Annotated in this window: 14 protein-coding genes; 3 read left to right on the top strand and 11 right to left on the bottom strand. The window is 71.7% G+C overall.

The window, feature by feature from the left end; all coding sequences use genetic code 11:
• Positions 1-84: 84 nt before the first annotated feature.
• The 6 genes from F3L20_RS08115 to F3L20_RS08090 form a co-directional block, all read right to left on the bottom strand.
• Positions 85-927 carry a S1 family peptidase gene (locus tag F3L20_RS08115; RefSeq protein ID WP_150153410.1) on the bottom strand — a complete coding sequence of 281 codons (843 nt, stop codon included), beginning with the start codon at positions 925-927 and terminating at the stop codon, positions 85-87.
• 158 nt (positions 928-1,085) lie between these two features.
• Positions 1,086-2,612 carry an RNA polymerase sigma factor gene (locus F3L20_RS08110; protein ID WP_150153407.1) on the bottom strand — a complete coding sequence of 509 codons (1,527 nt, stop codon included), beginning with the start codon at positions 2,610-2,612 and terminating at the stop codon, positions 1,086-1,088.
• A gap of 429 nt (positions 2,613-3,041) precedes the next feature.
• Positions 3,042-3,929: a FadR/GntR family transcriptional regulator gene (locus tag F3L20_RS08105; protein ID WP_150153404.1), complete on the bottom strand. Its 888-nt coding sequence runs from the start codon at positions 3,927-3,929 to the stop codon at positions 3,042-3,044.
• A 163-nt stretch (positions 3,930-4,092) separates the two neighbouring features.
• Positions 4,093-5,976, bottom strand: a complete 1,884-nt coding sequence (locus tag F3L20_RS08100) for an ABC transporter ATP-binding protein (RefSeq protein WP_150153402.1) — start codon at positions 5,974-5,976, stop codon at positions 4,093-4,095.
• Between the two features lie 121 nt (positions 5,977-6,097).
• Positions 6,098-6,856: an NUDIX hydrolase gene (locus tag F3L20_RS08095; RefSeq protein WP_150153399.1), complete on the bottom strand. Its 759-nt coding sequence runs from the start codon at positions 6,854-6,856 to the stop codon at positions 6,098-6,100.
• A 190-nt stretch (positions 6,857-7,046) separates the two neighbouring features.
• Complete coding sequence (locus F3L20_RS08090) at positions 7,047-8,726, bottom strand: DUF4192 domain-containing protein (protein WP_150153396.1); 1,680 nt, start codon at positions 8,724-8,726, stop codon at positions 7,047-7,049.
• Between the two features lie 142 nt (positions 8,727-8,868).
• On the opposite strand from F3L20_RS08090, the gene F3L20_RS08085 reads away from it, so the two are divergent.
• Entirely contained in the window at positions 8,869-11,034 is a 2,166-nt protein-coding gene (locus F3L20_RS08085; protein ID WP_150153394.1) for a RecQ family ATP-dependent DNA helicase, read from the top strand.
• Between the two features lie 213 nt (positions 11,035-11,247).
• Entirely contained in the window at positions 11,248-11,865 is a 618-nt protein-coding gene (locus tag F3L20_RS08080) for a hypothetical protein (RefSeq protein ID WP_145828556.1), read from the top strand.
• Positions 11,866-12,387: 522 nt separating this feature from the next.
• Here F3L20_RS08080 and F3L20_RS08075 read toward each other — a convergent pair.
• From F3L20_RS08075 to F3L20_RS08065, 3 genes are all read right to left on the bottom strand, one after another.
• Positions 12,388-12,993 carry a hypothetical protein gene (locus F3L20_RS08075; protein WP_150153392.1) on the bottom strand — a complete coding sequence of 202 codons (606 nt, stop codon included), beginning with the start codon at positions 12,991-12,993 and terminating at the stop codon, positions 12,388-12,390.
• Positions 12,994-13,060: 67 nt separating this feature from the next.
• On the bottom strand, positions 13,061-13,762 hold the full coding sequence (locus F3L20_RS08070) for a ribonuclease HII (RefSeq protein WP_150153390.1): 702 nt from the start codon (positions 13,760-13,762) through the stop codon (positions 13,061-13,063).
• A gap of 83 nt (positions 13,763-13,845) precedes the next feature.
• Entirely contained in the window at positions 13,846-14,469 is a 624-nt protein-coding gene (locus F3L20_RS08065) for a TetR/AcrR family transcriptional regulator (protein ID WP_150153388.1), read from the bottom strand.
• Positions 14,470-14,653: 184 nt separating this feature from the next.
• Between F3L20_RS08065 and F3L20_RS08060 the strand changes: the two genes are divergently transcribed.
• Entirely contained in the window at positions 14,654-16,201 is a 1,548-nt protein-coding gene (locus F3L20_RS08060) for an MFS transporter (protein WP_150153386.1), read from the top strand.
• A gap of 357 nt (positions 16,202-16,558) precedes the next feature.
• Here F3L20_RS08060 and F3L20_RS08055 read toward each other — a convergent pair whose 3' ends face one another.
• Positions 16,559-17,467 (bottom strand): ADP-ribosylglycohydrolase family protein, encoded by a 909-nt coding sequence (locus F3L20_RS08055; RefSeq protein ID WP_150153384.1) that lies wholly within the window; start codon positions 17,465-17,467, stop codon positions 16,559-16,561.
• 135 nt (positions 17,468-17,602) lie between these two features.
• Positions 17,603-18,271 (bottom strand): histidine phosphatase family protein, encoded by a 669-nt coding sequence (locus F3L20_RS08050; RefSeq protein ID WP_150153382.1) that lies wholly within the window; start codon positions 18,269-18,271, stop codon positions 17,603-17,605.
• Positions 18,272-18,343 lie beyond the last annotated feature (72 nt).

Genomic DNA, 18,343 nt, shown 5'->3' with positions numbered 1-18,343 from the left:
CGGAAACGCCTTCACCCCCCTCGGACTGGCCGACGGACGCTGTGAGGTCCGGCCAGAGCCCTCACGGCGCCCGCTGCCGCCCTCTCAGGACGGGGAGGCCGCAGACCAGCCCAGGGTGCGCAGGACGTCGGAGATGCGCGTGTAGACCCCCGGACTGCCCGCCCAGCCGCATCCCGCCCCCCAGGACACCAGCCCTATCAGCCGCCCCTCCGCGACCAGCGGCCCGCCGCTGTCACCCTGGCAGGCGTCCCGTCCTCCGGCCACCTCACCCGCGCACAGCATCGTCTCGGCGCGGTAGGTGCCGTGGGAACCCCCCGGGTACGCCTGCTCGCACAGCGCGTCGGGCTGCACCCGTACCCGGGCGCCGTGCAGGCTGCCGGCGTAGCTGCCGCTGCCCGTGGTGTCCCCCCAGCCGTAGACCGTGGCGGCCGTATCCGAGCGGTACGCCGGATCACCCGCCCCGGCCATGCCTATGACCGAGGTGGCCGGAAGCGGGTCGGCCAGACTCAGCACGGCGAAGTCCCCGGAGTTGGTGACGCCGTCGTACGTCGGGTTCACCCAGATCGCGCGTACGGCGACCTCCTGGCCCCGGTCCGAGAGGAGCTCGGTGCGTCCCGCGATCACCCTGAGGTCCCGCAGCCGCTCCGGGGCGGTGCCGAGCACCTCCTTGTCCATGCAGTGGGCGGCGGTGAGCACGGTGGTCCGCCCGACCGCCACACCCCCGCAGAACTGTCCCGCCCTCGTACCTCCGAACCGGTCACGGCTGGAGAGGGCCACGGTGTACGGGCTCTGTGACACATCGACGGGGAAGCCGCCGACGACGATGCTGTCGGCGGCCACCGGAGCGGCCGTGGCCTGTGGTATGGCGGCCCCCGCGGCCACGAGGGTCAGCGGCAGGGCCAGGGCCCTGGCAAGTCGACGTCGCATGCGCGCTCCTCACACTGGGGTGATCCTTAGCCACCCACAGTGAGGGAATCGGCCGGCGCACGCACCCGCGCGACAGCGTGAAGGCCCGGCCCCCGGGACGGGGGCCGGGCCTTCACGGACGGCGGTGCACGACGGGCCGTCGTGCGAGATCGACCGGTCTAGTCGAGGTAGTCGCGCAGCACCTGCGAACGCGACGGGTGCCGCAGCTTCGACATGGTCTTGGACTCGATCTGGCGGATGCGCTCACGCGTGACGCCGTACACCTTGCCGATCTCGTCGAGGGTCTTCGGCTGACCGTCGGTGAGACCGAACCGCATCGAGACGACGCCCGCCTCGCGCTCCGACAGGGTGTCGAGCACGGAGTGCAGCTGCTCCTGCAGCAGCGTGAAGCTGACGGCGTCGGCCGGGACGACGGCCTCGGAGTCCTCGATGAGGTCACCGAACTCGCTGTCGCCGTCCTCACCCAGCGGGGTGTGCAGGGAGATGGGCTCGCGGCCGTACTTCTGGACCTCGATGACCTTCTCAGGGGTCATGTCGAGCTCCTTGGCCAGCTCCTCCGGGGTGGGCTCGCGACCCAGGTCCTGGAGCATCTGGCGCTGCACGCGCGCGAGCTTGTTGATGACCTCGACCATGTGCACCGGGATACGGATGGTGCGGGCCTGGTCGGCCATGGCGCGGGTGATCGCCTGACGGATCCACCAGGTGGCGTACGTGGAGAACTTGTAGCCCTTGGTGTAGTCGAACTTCTCCACCGCGCGGATCAGACCGAGGTTGCCCTCCTGGATGAGGTCCAGGAAGAGCATGCCGCGGCCGGTGTAGCGCTTGGCCAGGGAGACGACCAGTCGGAGGTTGGCCTCCAGCAGGTGGTTCTTGGCCCGGCGGCCGTCCTCCGCGATGATCTCCAGCTCGCGCTTGAGCTTCGGCGCCAGCTTGTCGGAGTTCGCCAGCTTGTCCTCGGCGAAGAGGCCCGCCTCGATGCGCTTGGCCAGCTCCACCTCCTGCTCGGCGTTGAGCAGGGGGACCTTGCCGATCTGCTTGAGGTAGTCCTTGACCGGGTCGGCGGTGGCACCGGCGGCGGCGACCTGCTGCGCCGGAGCGTCGTCCTCGTCCTCGTCGGAGAGCACGAAACCGGCGTTCTCGGTGCCCTCGGGCTCGTCCGCGGCCTTGGTCTCCTCGATGACCTCCTCGTCGACCAGCTCGGCGTCGTCCTTCTTGCCCGTGGTCTTCTTGGCGGCGGTCTTCTTCGCCGTGGTCTTCTTGGCCGTCGCCTTCTTGGCGGTGCTCTTCTTGGCGGCCGCCTTCTTGGCGGGCGTCTCTTCCTCGGCGGCGGGGTCGGCGGCGGGAGCCGCCGGTGCGGCGGCGGTGGTCTTCCGCGGGGTCGCCGTCTTGGCCGCGACGGTCTTGGTGGCGGTGCGCTTGGCGGGACTCTTCGCTGCGACGCTCTTGCGGGTGCGCTTGGGCTCTGCGGCACTGACCATCAGCGTCACACCCTCTTCCTCGAGGATCTGGTTGAGGCTGCGCAGTACGTTCTTCCACTGAGTGGCCGGAATCTGGTCAGCTTCGAAGGCCCGACGCACGTCATCGCCGGCGATCTGCCCCTCAGCCTTTCCCCGCTCGATGAGCGCCATGACAGAGACGGACTCGGCGATCTCCGGCGGGAGCGTACGGGATGTGCTGGCCGACACGAACAACCTCTCGGAACGTTGGAAAACGGCTTCCGGCCCCGTCCACAGTGGACAGGGGCCGACCGCCGGCTTGGGGATGGGCCGACGGCGCGGGCGGGGGCCGGGGAAGACGCACAGCGCCGTGAACGGCGTCCGTATTCCCTCCGCGGCTGTCACCTCTTAGGTCATCGCGTTCTCCCCGGGAGCGTTACGCCCAATCCGCGTGGCCCGAGTCACACCCCGTAATCAGTCAGAACCTGACAGATGAGGACATAAGCGTGCACCCGGGGGCGAGGAGGTCGCCTCCCCGGCGCCGGTCCGCCTTTCGAACCGTCGGACCCTGCGGGATCACCGATGATCCCGCAGGGTCCGACGTGGGACGGCTCACCGATGCGGCGCTGCCACAGGAGGGGGGTGGCAGGCCGGACCGCGCCGTCCGGGGAAACGCGGTCAGTGCTCGCGCGGCGCGGGCACCACGCGTTCCACCTCGGGGTGGACCGTGAGGAGCTGCCGCATGGCCGTCTCGGCCGCCGCGCCGTCGCCGCCGGCGAGGGCGTCGACGATCCGGCCGTGATGGGCCAGCGACGTCTCGTTCGGCCGCTCACAGCCGGCGACGGGGCCGCCCGAGACCTGCAACGCGGCGGACACGATGCCGGACAGGTGCTCCAGCATGCGGTTGCCCGCGACCTGGATGAGCAGCGAGTGGAACTCGGAGTCGGCCCGGGCGAAGGTCAGCGCGTCGCCCTGGCCGAGGGCGTGCCCCATGATCTCCACCATGTCGGCGAGGCGCTGCTGGACGTCCTCCCGACCGTGACCGGCGGCCAGCCGGGCGGCGAGCGGCTCGATCGTCCAGCGCAGCTCACTGAGCTCCCGGCGCTGGTCGTCCCGCTGCGGCCCGTAGGCCCGCCACTCGATGATGTCCGGGTCGAGAAGGTTCCAGTCACTGACCGGGCGCACTCGCGTGCCCACGTTCGGCCGGGCGCTGACCAGGCCCTTGGCCTCCAGCACGCGGAGCGACTCGCGGACGACGGTGCGGGACACCTCGAAACGCTGACCGATCTCCTCCGGAACCAGCGGACGGTCGGCGCCCAGATCACCCGAGACGATCATCTGTCCCAGCTGCTGGACGAGTTGTCCGTGCAGTCCGCGTCCGCGGCTGCCCGCGGTCCGCCGGCCGACGCGGCCCAGGTCCGGCTCCGCTCCGTCCCACACAGGGCTCCCGACACGGTCGACGCCGGGCGCCTCCGCGTAGGGGTAGCGGTCGAGTTCGCCCGGGGTCGCGAGGCCGGAGTCGGCGGAGCGGGCGGCGGTCATCATGGTGTGCGCAAGGGTACTCACGCATCCTTTTTCGGCGTCGGTTCCAACTCCCTTGAGGTCTTTGGTGAAAAGCACACGAAAGGGTGATCGCTCACCCCGTCGCAATTGACGCCTTATCGGAAAGAAATGAGCTTTCCTCAGGGAGTTACGAGCAGAGAAAGGCCGAGAGACACAAATGCGGTCATCATCGGACTCTGCTTCGCAGGCCGGTGAACACATACGCACCCAGGAGTGCCACCACCGACAACGTCATTGCGCCGCCCACGGGTTGGGCGACCAGACGCAGCACCGCCTCCAGGTGCTGCTCACCCCCGAAGGGCCACCGCAGCGGCAGACCGTCGCGCAACCGCTGCGAAAGCGGCTCCGGAGGCGCCGACGGTCCCTCCATGAGCTTGTGCACGAGGGGCACGACGAGCAGGGGCACGGCGACGACCGCGGCCAGCCCGGCGGTGGTGGACCGGAATACGCCCGCGGCCAGCACACCGGCCCAGGCGCAGCCCGTCACCAGGGCGAGCCAGCCGGCGGTCAGCGGAAGCCAGTCGGCGGGCACCGTGACCATTTCGCTCCCGTAGACGAGGTACAGCAGTTCGGCGTCACATCCGATGGTCAGCACGGCCAGCACGAGCGCGGCGGCGGACGCGACGAGGAGCTTGGCCGTGAGCAGTCCCAGCCTGCGGGGCACCGTGCCACGGTCCGCCGCCAGCGCGGGATGACGGAACTCGTCCCCGAAGGCCAGTGCGCCGAGCAGACCCGCCCCGAGCGCGGCGGGCGGCAGCGGCAACTCGGCGGGCCACGCGGCCAGCAGCCGCGGTTGCGGGGTGTGGCCGATGCGGGCCAGCACCACGGCGGTGAGGGCGGACACGAGGAGCACGCATGCCCCGACGACGTACCCCGTGGCCACACCGGTGGCCCGGCGGATCTCGTACCGCACGGGCCGCAGCGGGCGGGGCGCGGGACGGACGAGGACGGGGGGCGGGAGAGTGACCCGGGGGCGGGTGGCGCGCGCGGCGGGGTGGGAGGTGGTGCGCTGGGGGGCAGCCGTCGTGTGTGTTTCGGCTTCGTCCGCGGTGGCTTCGGGCGGGGCGGCGTCGGGGGCCGCGGGTTCGGCAGCGGGAGTGAGTGGTGGCCGCCTGCCCTTCTGCGGGTCTCCGAGCGGCCGTGTGAGCCGTCCCTCCGTGGCGGCACCCGCGGCCGGGCCCATGTCACCGATCTCGTCGGCCAGTTGGTGGACGACGATGCCGTGCCGGAAGGCCGTCTCGCCCACCTCGGCGCAGGTACTGCCGTAGACGCAGAGGCGGTTGCCGCCCTCCCGTACGACCTCCACGGACCGCCGGGCGGCACGGGCCTCCTGCGTGAGCAGCGCGGACAGGCGGACGGCGTGCGGACTTCGGACGGCGACACGAGGGCGCAGCCGGGTGCGGGCGAAGTCGGCGGCCTCCTGGTCGGCGACGACCCTCCCGCCCTCCAACGTGACCACCTGGTCCGCGATCCGCGCAGCCTCCTTGGGATCGGCCGTGCTGCACAGGACCGTGCCGCCCTGCCCCGCGTGCTCCCGCATCATGTCGTGCAGCCAGCGGCTCTCCCCCACGGACAGCCCGCGCGCGGGGTCGTCGAGCACGAGCGTGTGCGGGTCGGTGAGGAGGGCGCAGGCCAGACCGAGCCGACGGTCCATCCCGCGCGACAGCGTTCCGAGCCGTTCGTCGCGCAGGCTCACGAGGCCCACCGCTTCGAGGACTTCGTCGGCCCGCCGGGCCGGGACACCCGAGGCCGCGCAGAGCATGCGGAGATGACCGCGCACCGAACGGGCGGGGTGGCCCGGCACATCGCCCAGCAGTACGCCGACCTCGTGAGCCGGGTGAGGGATGCGGTGCAGGGGGCGACCTCTGAAGTAGGCGACACCACGGCCGCGTTGCAGTTCGAGCATGAGCTTGAGCGCCGTCGTCTTGCCGGCGCCCGGTGCTCCGAGCAATGCGGTGACGCGACCCGCATACGCCTCGAAGGAGACGTCGTCGACGGCGGGCGGGAGCTCTTTGCGGGGGCTGCTGGTCAGTCCGATGGCCTGGATCACCCGATGCAAGATAGCGCGCCAAATCGGGTTTTTCGGGCACCGCAGGGCCCGTTGCCCGCTGCCGGTCGCCCGGAGGGATACTCCTCCGGAGGCCCGCGCCCAGGCGCCCGCGCTTCCCGCCTCAGACCTCGGGGCGCAGCATGGGCGGGTTGAGCAGGGTGGCGCCGCCGGCCCGGAAGAGCTGGGCGGGACGGCCGCCCTGGCGGGTGGTGGTGCCGCCGGTGGGGACGAGGAAGCCCGGCGTACCCGTCACCTTGCGGTGGAAGTTGCGCGGGTCGAGCGCCACACCCCACACCGCCTCGTAGACCCGGCGGAGCTCACCGACCGTGAACTCGGAGGGGCAGAAGGCCGTCGCCAGCGACGAGTACTCGATCTTGGAGCGGGCGCGCTCCACCCCGTCCCACAGAATCTGGGCGTGGTCGAAGGCGAGTGGCGCCACCGGCTCACCGTCCCTGCCGTAACCACCCTGCTGCAGCAGCTCCTCGACCGGGGCCCAGCGGGCGTTGCTGGCGTCACCGCCCGCCCGGGGCGCCGGCAGGTCGGGGGCGAGGGCGAGATGGGCGACGCTGACGACCCGCATCCGCGGGTCACGCTTGGGATCGCCGTAGGTGGCGAGCTGCTCGAGGTGGGCACCGTGGTCCTGCGTGGGAACAGCCGGGTCGTGCACCCGCAGCCCCGTCTCCTCCGCCAGCTCCCGGGCCGCTGCCTGCGCCAGGTCCTCGTCGGCCCGTACGAAGCCGCCGGGGAGTGCCCACCGTCCCTGGAACGGGGGCTCCCCCCTCCGCACCGCCAGCGCGCACAGAGCGTGACGACGCACGGTGAGCACGACCAGGTCCACGGTGACAGCGAACGGCGGAAAGGCTGACGGGTCGTAGGACATGCGGCGATCATAGTCGTCTGCCTGACGATAAACACTCCCTTCGTCGGCCGTATCGGCGGCTGGTCTCCCTCCTTACGGCGCGTTCGCGGCGGCCCGGCCTTCCGCCCCCGCCTGGGCTCGGGCGCGCCCGCTGCGGGTCACTGCCCAGTGGTCACCGTGTGCATCGTTGATGACTGACGTGTCCTCCCTTTCACTCCTCCGCGTCCCCAGGGTGCGACGCGGCTTCGGCGGTGTCGTGGCGGTGTCCGCGTCGACTCGTGGTTCCGGGCCCGGGCGCACCGGGGCGGGTTCCGCCGGCCTGGGCTCCGCGCCGGTCCGTACCGCCGGGGCGCACAGTGCCCGTCGCGGCGCCCTTGGACCGCGCACCGCCCGCCGCCAATCGAGGGCGCGGCAGCCGCCCGGCGGCGGTGGGCTCGCGGCGGGCCGACCGTGCCCCGCGGCCGGCCGCCCGCATACGGCGGCTTCGAGGAAGCGGCTCCGCCTCTCGGCCGGGCACCACGGTCCCCTCAGCCGGGCGGGTGTCCCCGGCCGCGGATCCCGCGCCTCGGCCCGCCCCGTCCGATGTCCGCTCACCGGCCGGCTCCGCCCCGCCGTTCCTCCGCCCCTCGCGGCGTCCCTCGCGGAGGCAGCGGCGGATGGACTCGGGGTCGAGTCCCTCGTTGCACGCCTGGTGCAGCAGGCGGGCGAAGAGATAGTCGGGGTCGGCGCCGAGCGCCATGGCGAGTGCCTCCCGGGCCTCCAGTTCGTCGCAGGAGGACCAGGCGACCCAGCCGGCCAGGGTGAGGGGTGCCGCGGCGTGCTCGCCGTACGGCCCGACGCAGCGGCGCGCCAGGGAGCGCCACAGGCGGAGGGCAGGGGCCGCCTCGTCGCCCTCCATCCATGCGGCCGCGCGGTCGCGGGTGGTGCGGTCCTGAAGGCCCAGGATGAGCGTCGCCGCCTCGTCGTAGGTGATCAGTTCGTCGTCGCGGAGGTCCGACGGGAGCGCGCCCGGCACGGGAGGGGCGTCGGCGAGGCGGCGCAGGAGGCACTCTGCCAGTTCCAGCGTCTCCTCGGCGACCGCGCGCCGGTCCTGCTCGTCGACGATCCTGGGGATCAGCTTCGCTCCGGCGGCGTCCAGCGCGCGCTGCTGGTCGAGGGCGGCGGAGGTCTCCCAGGGCAGAAGCCGGGCGTGCAGTTCGCGCAGGGTGCCACGGACCTGCAGGCCGGCATAGGTGGCCGCGGCGGCCAGTACCGAGGTGCCGGGCAGGCCCATCGGTGTCCCGTCGGGCGGGCAGCAGGCCTGGTCGTCGCAGCAGTAGGACCAGAAGCGGCCGCCGGAGACACAGAGGGCCTCCACCACCGGGACGTCCAGGGCACCGCACTCCAGCCGCAGGGCTTGAGCCAGCGGGCCGAGTCGCTCCTTGACCTGCCGACCGGACTCGCCCTGTCCCGGGTCCCGGCAGAGGAACACGACCATCTGCTCGGGCCGGGCGCCCCTGCGCTCGCAGCCGGTCACCAGGCCCTGGGCGAGCTGCCGGGCAGCGGAGGGCCAGTCGCCGGCGTCGGCGGGGATGCCGAGCCGGGCGCGGCCCCCGAACCTGCCCCGCCCCCCGGTGTCGTGCAGGGAGACGAGCACGATGCTGTCCTCGGGGCGGTAGCCGAGCAGGTAGGGCACCGCGTCGGCGAGTTCGGCCGGAGTGCGCAGGGTCACCTGCTGCTGGTCACCGTGGCTCTCGTACGCGGTGCAGGACAGGTCCGCCGGGTCGGGGGTCGCCGATGGTTCGGTGCGGGCCACGGCCGCCTCCCGTCGTGGGTCCGCTTCCTCGCGTCCGCCCTGGCGCGGGATGTCACTGTTCTCGGAGGGACCGGTCGTCCCGCTGTGGTTCGTCATGCCGAGACGATCTCGCGGATTGCGACATTCCGGTTGAACCTGTGGATAAGTCACATCAGGTTCATGTCACCCGCCGATGCGCCGGTCGGCCTTCGTCCACAGCCCACGACCGATGTCGGCGCCGTCCTGTTGGATGGGACCCATGGAGCACACGAGCAACACGGATCTCCGGACGGCCGCCGACGCGGTGCTCGCCCGTCTCGTCGGGGACGACACGGGCACCGCCCGGCTGCGCGACGACCAGTGGCGTGCGATCGAGGCCCTGGTCGCCGACAAGCGACGGGCCCTGGTCGTCCAGCGCACGGGCTGGGGCAAGTCAGCGGTGTACTTCGTGGCAACGGCGCTCCTGCGGGCCCAGGGCAGCGGACCCACCGTGATCGTCTCCCCGCTGCTGGCGCTGATGCGCAACCAGGTCGACGCGGCGGCCAGGGCGGGGGTCCGCGCCCGCACCATCAACTCCTCCAACAGCGAGGAGTGGGACTCCATCCGGGCGGAGATCGAGGCAGGGGACGTCGATGTGCTGCTGGTGAGCCCCGAGCGGCTGAACAACCCGGACTTCCGCGACCAGGTGCTGCCCCGGCTGGCCGCGGCGACCGGCCTCCTCGTGGTCGACGAGGCGCACTGCATCTCCGACTGGGGCCACGACTTCCGCCCCGACTACCGGCGGCTGCGGACGATGCTGAGCGATCTCCCGGAAGGGGTGCCCGTCCTCGCCACGACCGCCACGGCCAACGCTCGGGTGACCGCCGACGTCGCCGACCAGCTGGGCACGGGCGGCACCTCGGACGCGCTGGTGCTGCGGGGTCCGCTGGACCGGGAGAGCCTCAGCCTGAGCGTGCTGCGCCTGCCGGACGCCGCGCACCGCATGGCCTGGCTCGCCGACCACCTGGACCAGCTCCCCGGGTCGGGCATCATCTACACGCTGACCGTCGCCGTGGCCGAGGAGGTCACCGCCTTCCTGCGCCGCCGCGGGCACACCGTCGCCTCCTACACCGGCCGGACGGAGAACGCCGACCGGCAGCAGGCCGAGGAGGACCTGCTCGCCAACAAGGTGAAGGCTCTTGTCGCGACCTCCGCCCTCGGCATGGGGTTCGACAAGCCGGACCTGGGCTTCGTGGTGCACCTGGGGTCGCCGTCCTCCCCGATCTCCTACTACCAGCAGGTCGGTCGCGCGGGGCGCGGAGTGCGCCATGCCGAGGTGCTGCTCCTGCCGGGCAAGGAGGACGAGGCGATCTGGGAGTACTTCGCCTCGCTCGCCTTCCCCTCCGAGGACACCGTGCGGCGCACGCTCGACGTCCTCGCGCATGCCGAGCGGCCGCTGTCGCTGCCCGCGCTGGAACCGCTGGTGGAGCTGCGCCGCTCCCGCCTGGAGACCATGCTGAAGGTGCTCGACGTGGACGGGGCGGTGCAGCGGGTCAAGGGCGGCTGGATCGCGACCGGCCGGCCCTGGACGTACGACGCCGAGCGGTACGCGTGGGTGGCCCGTCAGCGCGCGGCGGAGCAGCAGGCGATGCGCGACTACGTGACGACGACGGACTGCCGGATGGAGTTCCTGCAGCGGCAGTTGGACGACGAGGGCGCCAAACCCTGCGGCCGCTGCGACAACTGCGCCGGCGCCCGCTACACGGCCGAGGCGTCCACCGTGGCGCTGGACGCGGCCCGCGCGGATCTCGGCCGGGCGGGCGTCGAGGTGGAGCCCCGGCGCATGTGGCCCACCGGACTCCCGGCGATCGGCGTGGATCTGAAGGGTCGTATCCCCGCAGGGGAACAGGCGGCACAGGGGCGTGCGCTGGGGCGTCTGTCGGACATCGGCTGGGGCAACCGGCTGCGTCCGCTGCTCGCACCCCAGGCTCCGGACGGGCCCGTACCTGACGATGTCGCCCGGGCCTCGGTGGGCGTGCTGGCCGACTGGGCGAAGGGGCCCGGCGGTTGGGCTGCGGGTGTGGCAGACGCCCAGCCCAGGCCGGTCGGCGTGGTGACCGTCGCCTCGCGGAGCCGGCCGCGCCTGGTCCAATCCCTGGGGGCGCACATCGCGGAGACCGGACGACTGCCGCTGCTCGGGTCGGTGGAGAACACAGGTGAGCGGCATTCCCTCTCCCGGAGCAACAGCGCTCAGCGGCTGAAGGCGCTGGACGGCTCGCTGACCGTGCCGCCCGAGCTCGCGGAGGCACTCGCACGGGCCCAGGGACCGGTTCTTCTGGTGGACGACTACACCGAGACGGGGTGGACGCTCGCGGTCGCGGCACGCCTGCTCCGGCGGGCCGGTGCGCAGGGAGTACTGCCGCTGGTACTGGCCGTGCAGGGCTGACCCGTCGCGCCCACTCCAGGGGTGGGGATATTAGCCGCGGATCCGCCGATACCGGTCCCCTGCCCCAATTGCTCGTTGCCGCATCCAAGTTCGACAGGAAGAATTGAACTACGCACCCGCACGGCTCGCCCGCCGACCAGGTAGGGCTCTGTTGCGTGCGCGCTCCCCCGAATCCGACCCGCCCGCAGTGTGGGCGTAGCCGAAGGGAGGACCGTGACCTTCGGATTCGCTCCGTCCTCGGCGGCATCGCTGTCGATGTCCGCCGCATCCGCCAACCGTCTGCTCGAGCCTGCGGAATGGGCGGCCGCGGGAATCCCGCTGCTGCGCAGTCCACGCGAGGTCGTCAGCGGACTGCACGCCCGGCATCGTCCCGGCCCGGCGACCGCGGTCGTCGCCGTGCTCGACCCGGACGAACGGCTGTGCGCGAGCGCGTCGTTCACCCGGCGCACCACGACCACCGCCGACGGCTGGATGTTCCGCAACGCGCTGCTGGCCCAGCTGCGCCGGGTCATCCCCCACGACCTGCGGCGCCGCACCCCGGTGCGCACCGCCGTGCTGCTCTACTGCCGTGACGGCGACGCCCGGTGGACCGAGGAGGACGGGGCGTGGATGTGGGGGCTGCGGGACGCCTGCACCCTCCACGGCCTGCGCTGCGGTGCGTACATCACGCTGACCCGTGACGGCTGGCAGGTCCTCGGCGAAGGGCGGGGCGGCCGCCATCCCAGCGCCGGCTCGGCGCCGGAACCGGTCGCCATGTCCGAGGCGCCCCCGCGGATACCCCGCACGGGCGGTGTGGCGTCGGAAGTGCTGCGGCGCGCGGCGGCCCGCTGAGATCACGCGGTCCGCCGAGGCCACGCGGTCCGCCTGACACACCCGGTGGCAGCACGTCCGGCCACCAACGGCCCGTTCGACGAACCCACATGTTCGGCCGACCGCACGTCCAGCCAACCGCTCGTCCAGCCGACCGCACGCTCGACGAACCGCATGTGCGGTTCCGGACCGCGGAACGACATGCGCCGCCTCCGAGTGCCGTGAGCCTGGCCCGCAACACGCTCCCCGTGTTCGCAGGCCGCGCGCGCCCGGTCCCCCGCCCCGGATCGAAGCCGGCCCGCCAGTGACACGAGCCGAGCCGACCTCCCGGCACCGCCGCTCCGCGCGAGGACACCACGATGCACGAGCACACCGGCACCCGGCACTCCGTCCATCGGTCCACCGGACACGGGCACACTCACGGACACAGCACAGGCACAGGCCCGTATCCACGCACACCGAAGCTCCAGATGTACGCGTCCACGCGACCGCCGGTGCTCGGGCGTACCCGGCGCACCGGCGCGCCGACACCGTGGCATCGGCTCAGACTCCGGTACCCAGCACCGAGTTGATGCGCTGCGGGTCCCCGCAGACGATCAGCAGGGCACCGGCCCGGGCGTGGGCCGCCTTGAGGGCGGAGGCGGTCGCCGGCTCGGGGCCGCCGTTGGCGGCGACGACCACGACCGGACGGGTCTTCGCGCGGTCCGCCACCTTGGCGTCCGTGTAGAAGACGTCGTCGCCGGCGTCGTGCTGGGCCCAGTAGGAGGCTTCGCCGAAGGACAGTTCGTGGGTCGCCCACGGATGCGGCTCACCGGTGGTGATCACCAGCACGTCGCCGGGGGCGCGGCCCGAGTCCAGGAGCAGGTCGACGGCCTCCTCGGCGGCGTCGAGCGCCCCCTCGGCGGAGGCCGGGATCAGCTGGATCTGCGGACCGTTCTCGGCAGCGGACGGGCCCGAAGGTCCGGGCTTGGCCGCGGGAGCCGCCTCTCGCGACGTGCGCTGCGCCGGAGGCGCCGGCCGCGGCGGGCCGGGACGACCGGGACGCGACGCAGCCGCGGGGCGGGGACCGGGTACGGGACGGGGGGTCGGCGCGGTGCGGGGACCCTGGGCACTCTCGTGAATCTGAGGCTCCTCGGGAATGAGAGGCATGAGCTGATTTTTATCAAACGTTGGCACGGTTGGCGCCGTCGGGTGGCACATCAGTGCGAGCGGTCCGTCAGAAGTCGAAGCCGAGCTGACCTTCGATCGCCGGAACGCGCCCTTCCGTCCAGGTGCGGACCTTCTTGAGGTGCCGCCACTGGGGCAGCGCATCAAGATACGCCCACGACAGCCGGTGGTACGGAGTGGGTCCCCGGACCTCCAGCGCGGCCCTGTGCACGGGGGACGGATACCCGGCGTTGTCCGCGAAACCGAAGTCTGCATGGGCGAGGCCCAGTTCGGCCATCATTTTGTCGCGCTGGACCTTGGCGATGACCGACGCGGCCGCCACGGCGACGCACGACTGGTCGCCCTTGATGACCGTCCGGACCTGCCAGGGCGAGCCGAGGTAGTCGTGCTTGCCGTCGAGGATGACCGCGTCGGGCCGGACCGGCAGCCCTTCCAGCGCGCGGCAGGCCGCGAGCCGGAGCGCGGCGGTCATCCCCATGTCGTCGATCTCCTCGGGCGACGCGTGCCCCAGGGCGTACGACGTCACCCAGCTCCGCAGTATCTCGGCGAGCTCCGTGCGGCGCTTGACGGTGAGGAGCTTGGAGTCGGTGAGTCCCTCGGGGGGACGGCGCAGTCCGGTGATCGCCGCACAGACGGTGACCGGGCCGGCCCACGCGCCACGCCCCACCTCGTCGACACCTGCAACGATCTTCGCTCCGGTCGTGGCGCGGAGTGAGCGCTCGACGGTGTGAGTAGGTGGTTCGTACGGCATGGCGCCCTTAGCGTACGCCGCCCGGTTCGGCGTGCGACACCCCGGTTGCCTCAGTGCGGCCGCCACCGGGACCGGCAGGCGGATCAGGCGCCGTGCGGCCGCAGCAGCGGGACCATCAACTGGTCGATCATCTGCTCCAGATCGCCATCGGCCCATTCGCTGCCGCACATCTTCGACCGGTACATCATCATCGCCGGCACGGCGTCGATCACGTAGCCGTTGGCGGCGTCGGCGCGCACCTCTCCCCGCTCGATTCCGCGCTCGAGCACCTCGCGGAGCATGGCCAGAGTCGGCTCGACGACTCCAGTGAAGATCACCGCGTGGAAGCGTTCGGCCTCCGTGGTGTCGCACTCGTGAATGACCGCACGCAAAGCACAGCCCGGCCGGGAGAACATCGCGTCCCGGGCCCGGCGGCACAGCTCCAGCAGGTCCGCACGCACGCTTCCCAGATCGGGCGCCTTCTCGAACTCGGGCAGCGCTGCCCGCAGAGCGTCCGCGACGAGGTCCTCCTTGGAGGGCCAGCGCCGGTAGACGGCGGCCTTCCCGGTCTGGGCGCCGGCGGCGACACCCTCCATCGTCAGGCCGTTCCAGCCGACCGTACTGAGCTGGTCCAGCGCGGACTCGAGGATCGCGCGTTCCAGTACGGCGCCGCGGCGACGGGAGGCTGCCGACTGAGCGTGGGCGTCCGCCCAGCTCGAAGTAACCATCTGACTCTCTCCACCAAGAAGAGGAAGCGGACATTCGGGGATGAAGCACACGCCGCACGACGCCGAAGGGGGACACGCCGGGCGACGACCTCTCAGTGAACGGTTGCGTTCACTGTCGGGGACTTCTACGGTTGGCGCAACAGTGAACGCGCTCGTTCACTAACTCACTCGTGGGGGACCCATAGTGACCACCTCTCCTTTGCTCCAGGACCCGAAGCCGGGTGCGGCTCGCCGGCCAGGGCGCCCCGGCATCGCGCTCGCCGTCATCGCGGCCTGTCAACTCATGGTCGTACTCGACGCGACGATTGTGAATATCGCGCTCCCGCACATCCAGAATGCACTGCAGTTCAGCACCACCGACCTCACCTGGGTGGTCAGCGCCTACACCCTGACCTTCGGCGGTCTGCTGCTGCTCGGCGGCCGGGCCGGTGACATCCTCGGCCGCCGCCGCGTCTTCATGAGCGGCATCCTGCTCTTCACCGTCGCCTCGCTGCTCGGCGGGCTGGCCCAGGAGCCCTGGCAGCTGCTCGCGGCGCGCGTGCTGCAGGGCGTGGGCGGTGCGATCGCCTCGCCGACCTCGTTGGCGCTCATCACCACCACGTTCCCGGAGGGGCCCGAACGCAACCGCGCCTTCGGCGTCTTCGCCGCGGTCTCGGCGGGCGGCGGCGCCATCGGCCTGCTCGCGGGCGGCATGCTCACCGAGTGGCTCGACTGGCGGTGGGTGCTCTTCGTCAACGTCCCGATCGGTCTGCTGATCGCCGTCCTCACGCCGATGTACATCAACGAGTCCGAACGACACACCGGCCGTTTCGACATCGCGGGGGCGGTCACCTCGACGGCCGGTATGGCCACGCTCGTCTACGGCTTCATCCGCGCCGCGGAGGAGGGCTGGCGGGACAGCGTCACCATCGGCTCGTTCGTCGCCTCGGCGGTCCTGCTGGTGGGCTTCGCGCTGATCGAGTCCCGCGCCAAGGAGCCGATCACCCCGCTGCGGATGTTCGCCGACCGCAACCGCTCGGGCACATATGTGATCATGCTCAGCCTCGCCGCGGCGATGTTCGGCATGTTCTTCTACATCGTCCTCTTCGTACAGAACGTGCTCGGCTACACCCCGATCGAGGCCGGTCTCGCCTTCCTGCCGGTGACGGTTGTGATCGCCATCGGGGCGGGGGTGTCGCAGCGGTTCCTCCCGGTGTTCGGGCCGAAGCCCTTCATGATCATCGGTTCGACCCTCGCCGCGACCGGTCTGGCCTGGCAGACGCTGATCAGCTCGGACAGCTCCTACGTCAGCGGGATCCTCGGACCGATGCTGATCTTCGGACTGGGCATGGGCCTGAACTTCGTGACGCTGACGCTCACCGCGGTCTCCGGGGTGGCTCAGCACGAGGCCGGCGCGGCCTCCGGCCTGCTCAACGCCACCCAGCAGGTGGGCGGATCGGTGGGCCTCGCCCTGCTGACCACGGTGTTCGGCACCGCCAGCCGGGACGAGGCGGAGAAGCAGGTGCCGAACTTCCTCGCCGAGGGGACGGCGCAGCAGAAGGCGGAGTTCGCCCAGACCCAACAGCTTCCCTCGCCCTGGGGGCACGAGGTGCTCGCGGAGGGCATCTCCTCGGCCTTCGTCCCGGCCGCCGCGATGGCGGTGCTGGCCCTGGCCGTCGCCTGGCTCGTCATCCGCGTCCGCAAGAGCGACCTGGAGGCGCTGTCCGGTTCGGCCGGACCCGGGATCGGCTGACGCGGCCGACATCGCCGGCGGGAGGACCGCCGTACGTATCCGGCCCGGCAGCGCTCCGGCCGACCTCACGGGGGCCGGCCGGGCAACGCCGGGCCGGCCCGCGTCCCGGAGCAACAGGGCACGCAGGACGCCCGAGGCACCCAGGACGAACACGACGCCCGTCCACCGCACCATGCGGCCCACCTCCCCTCCCCACGAACGCTCCCGCTCCCGCTGCATGCCTACACGTGTCAGCTCCCACAGGACCTCACATCATCCGCAGCAGACACACCGACAACGACCGGCCGGTCACGGAGAGTTCCTGACGCACACGGAGAGTTCCGAAAGAGTCACCGCCGTAGACAGCTGACCAAGGTCTCAGACCCCGACCCGCACCCACTCCGGCAACGGCTCCACCCGCTCGACCCATTCCGGGGGCGGCGCCCCCGCCGCCCCGGCGGCCAGCACCCCGCCCACGATGGCGCAGGTGGTGTCGACGTCCCCGCCCACCTGTGCGGTCGTCCAGAAGGCCCGCTCGTAGTCGCCCAGGGAGCGGGCGGCGGACCAGATCGCGAAGGGCACGGTGTCGTGGGCGGTCGTACGCCGTCCGCAGCCGAGGACGGCCGCGACGGTGGTCGCGTCGCTGTAGTCGAGCATGTCGCGGGCCCGGCGCAGTCCCGCGCCGACCGCGCTCCGCGCGGGCACCAGCGCGATGACCCCGTCGAGGAGGGCCTCGGCGTCGGGAGGACCGTCCGGCGCGGCGGCGAGGGCGGCTGCCGCCGCTACGGCCATGGCGCCGACCACGGCCTCGCGGTGCTGGTGCGTGGGGTAGGCGGAGATCTCCGCCTGGTGCGTGGCCTGCTCGGGGTCGTCGGCGTACCAGGCGCCCAGCGGGGCGATTCGCATCGCGGCGCCGTTGCCCCACGAGCCCTGCCCGTCGAAGAGGTCGGCGGCCAGTTCGCGCCAGTCGCCGCCTTCGCGGACCAGGCGCAGCAGCCGGTTGACCGCGGGGCCGTACCCACGGTCGAAGTCGTGGCGGTGGGCGAAGGAGTGTGCCAGGGCGTCCTGGTCGATCCGGTGGTGCGCGGCGAGGACGGTGACGACGGAGCACGCCATCTCCGTGTCGTCGGTCCACTGGCAGGGACCCTCGGGCAGCTCACGGCGCTTGAGCAGCGGGTAGTTCACCGGGACGAAGAACTGCGAGCCGAGCGCGTCCCCCACCGACAGGCCGCGCAGGCTCGCCAGGGCGCGCTCCAGGCGCCCCTCGGCTGACAGATCAGTGGTCATCGCCTCGCAACTCTCCCATCCGGCGCCCGCCGGCCAACCCACATGTCGTCGTCCATCCGGTGCTCCCGAACGATTCGGTCAACCGGTGATCCGACGGTCCGGTGATCCAGTCATCCGGTGATTCGGGTGATCGCGTCATCCGGTGATTCCGGTGATCCCGTACGTCTCCGGATCACGCCACCGCTCGAACGGCCGGTCAAGGGCGTACTTCCCGTTCTCCCCCAGAACGAGCATCCTGACCTCGGCGTTCCCCGGGTTGGACAGGGACTCGAACTCCGCGACGGTCCAGTGGAACCACCGCATGCAGAACAGCCGCATGGCCAGACCGTGGGTGACGATGAGGACGTTGGGCGGGTGGTCCGGGTCCTCGAAACTGCGGAACAGGCTCTCCAGGAAGCCCCCGACCCGGTCGTAGACGTCGGCGCCGGACTCACCCTGGGCGAAGCGGTAGAAGAAGTGGCCGTAGGCGTCACGGTAGGCCTTCTGCAGCCGGACGTCCTCGCGGTCCTGCCAGTTGCCCCAGTCCTGCTCGCGCAGTCGCGGTTCCTCACGCACGCGTATCCGGTCCGGATCGAGACCGAAGGCGCCCAACGTCTCGAGCGTCCGTCGGTAAGGGGACACGTAGACGCTGACGAGCTCCTGGCCGAACAGGTCACGGAGCCGCTCGCCCGTCGCCTCGGCCTGCTTCCTGCCCCGCTCGGTGAGGCCCAGGGCGTGATCGGGTTCGCGCTCATAGACGGTGTCGTCAACATTGCCCGTTGATTCACCGTGCCGGACAAGGACGATGCGCCGTGGTCGTGCCATGGCAAAACCCTAGATCGGGTGACAGCACTTCGGGCACTCGTGCGGGTTTCGTACGGCATATGTCACACATGT

It is taken from the genome of Streptomyces tendae (assembly GCF_008632955.1).
Lineage (GTDB): Bacteria > Actinomycetota > Actinomycetes > Streptomycetales > Streptomycetaceae > Streptomyces.
The sequence above is the reverse complement of the archived record's forward strand: the minus strand, read 5'-3'. Positions and strand labels throughout refer to the sequence as shown.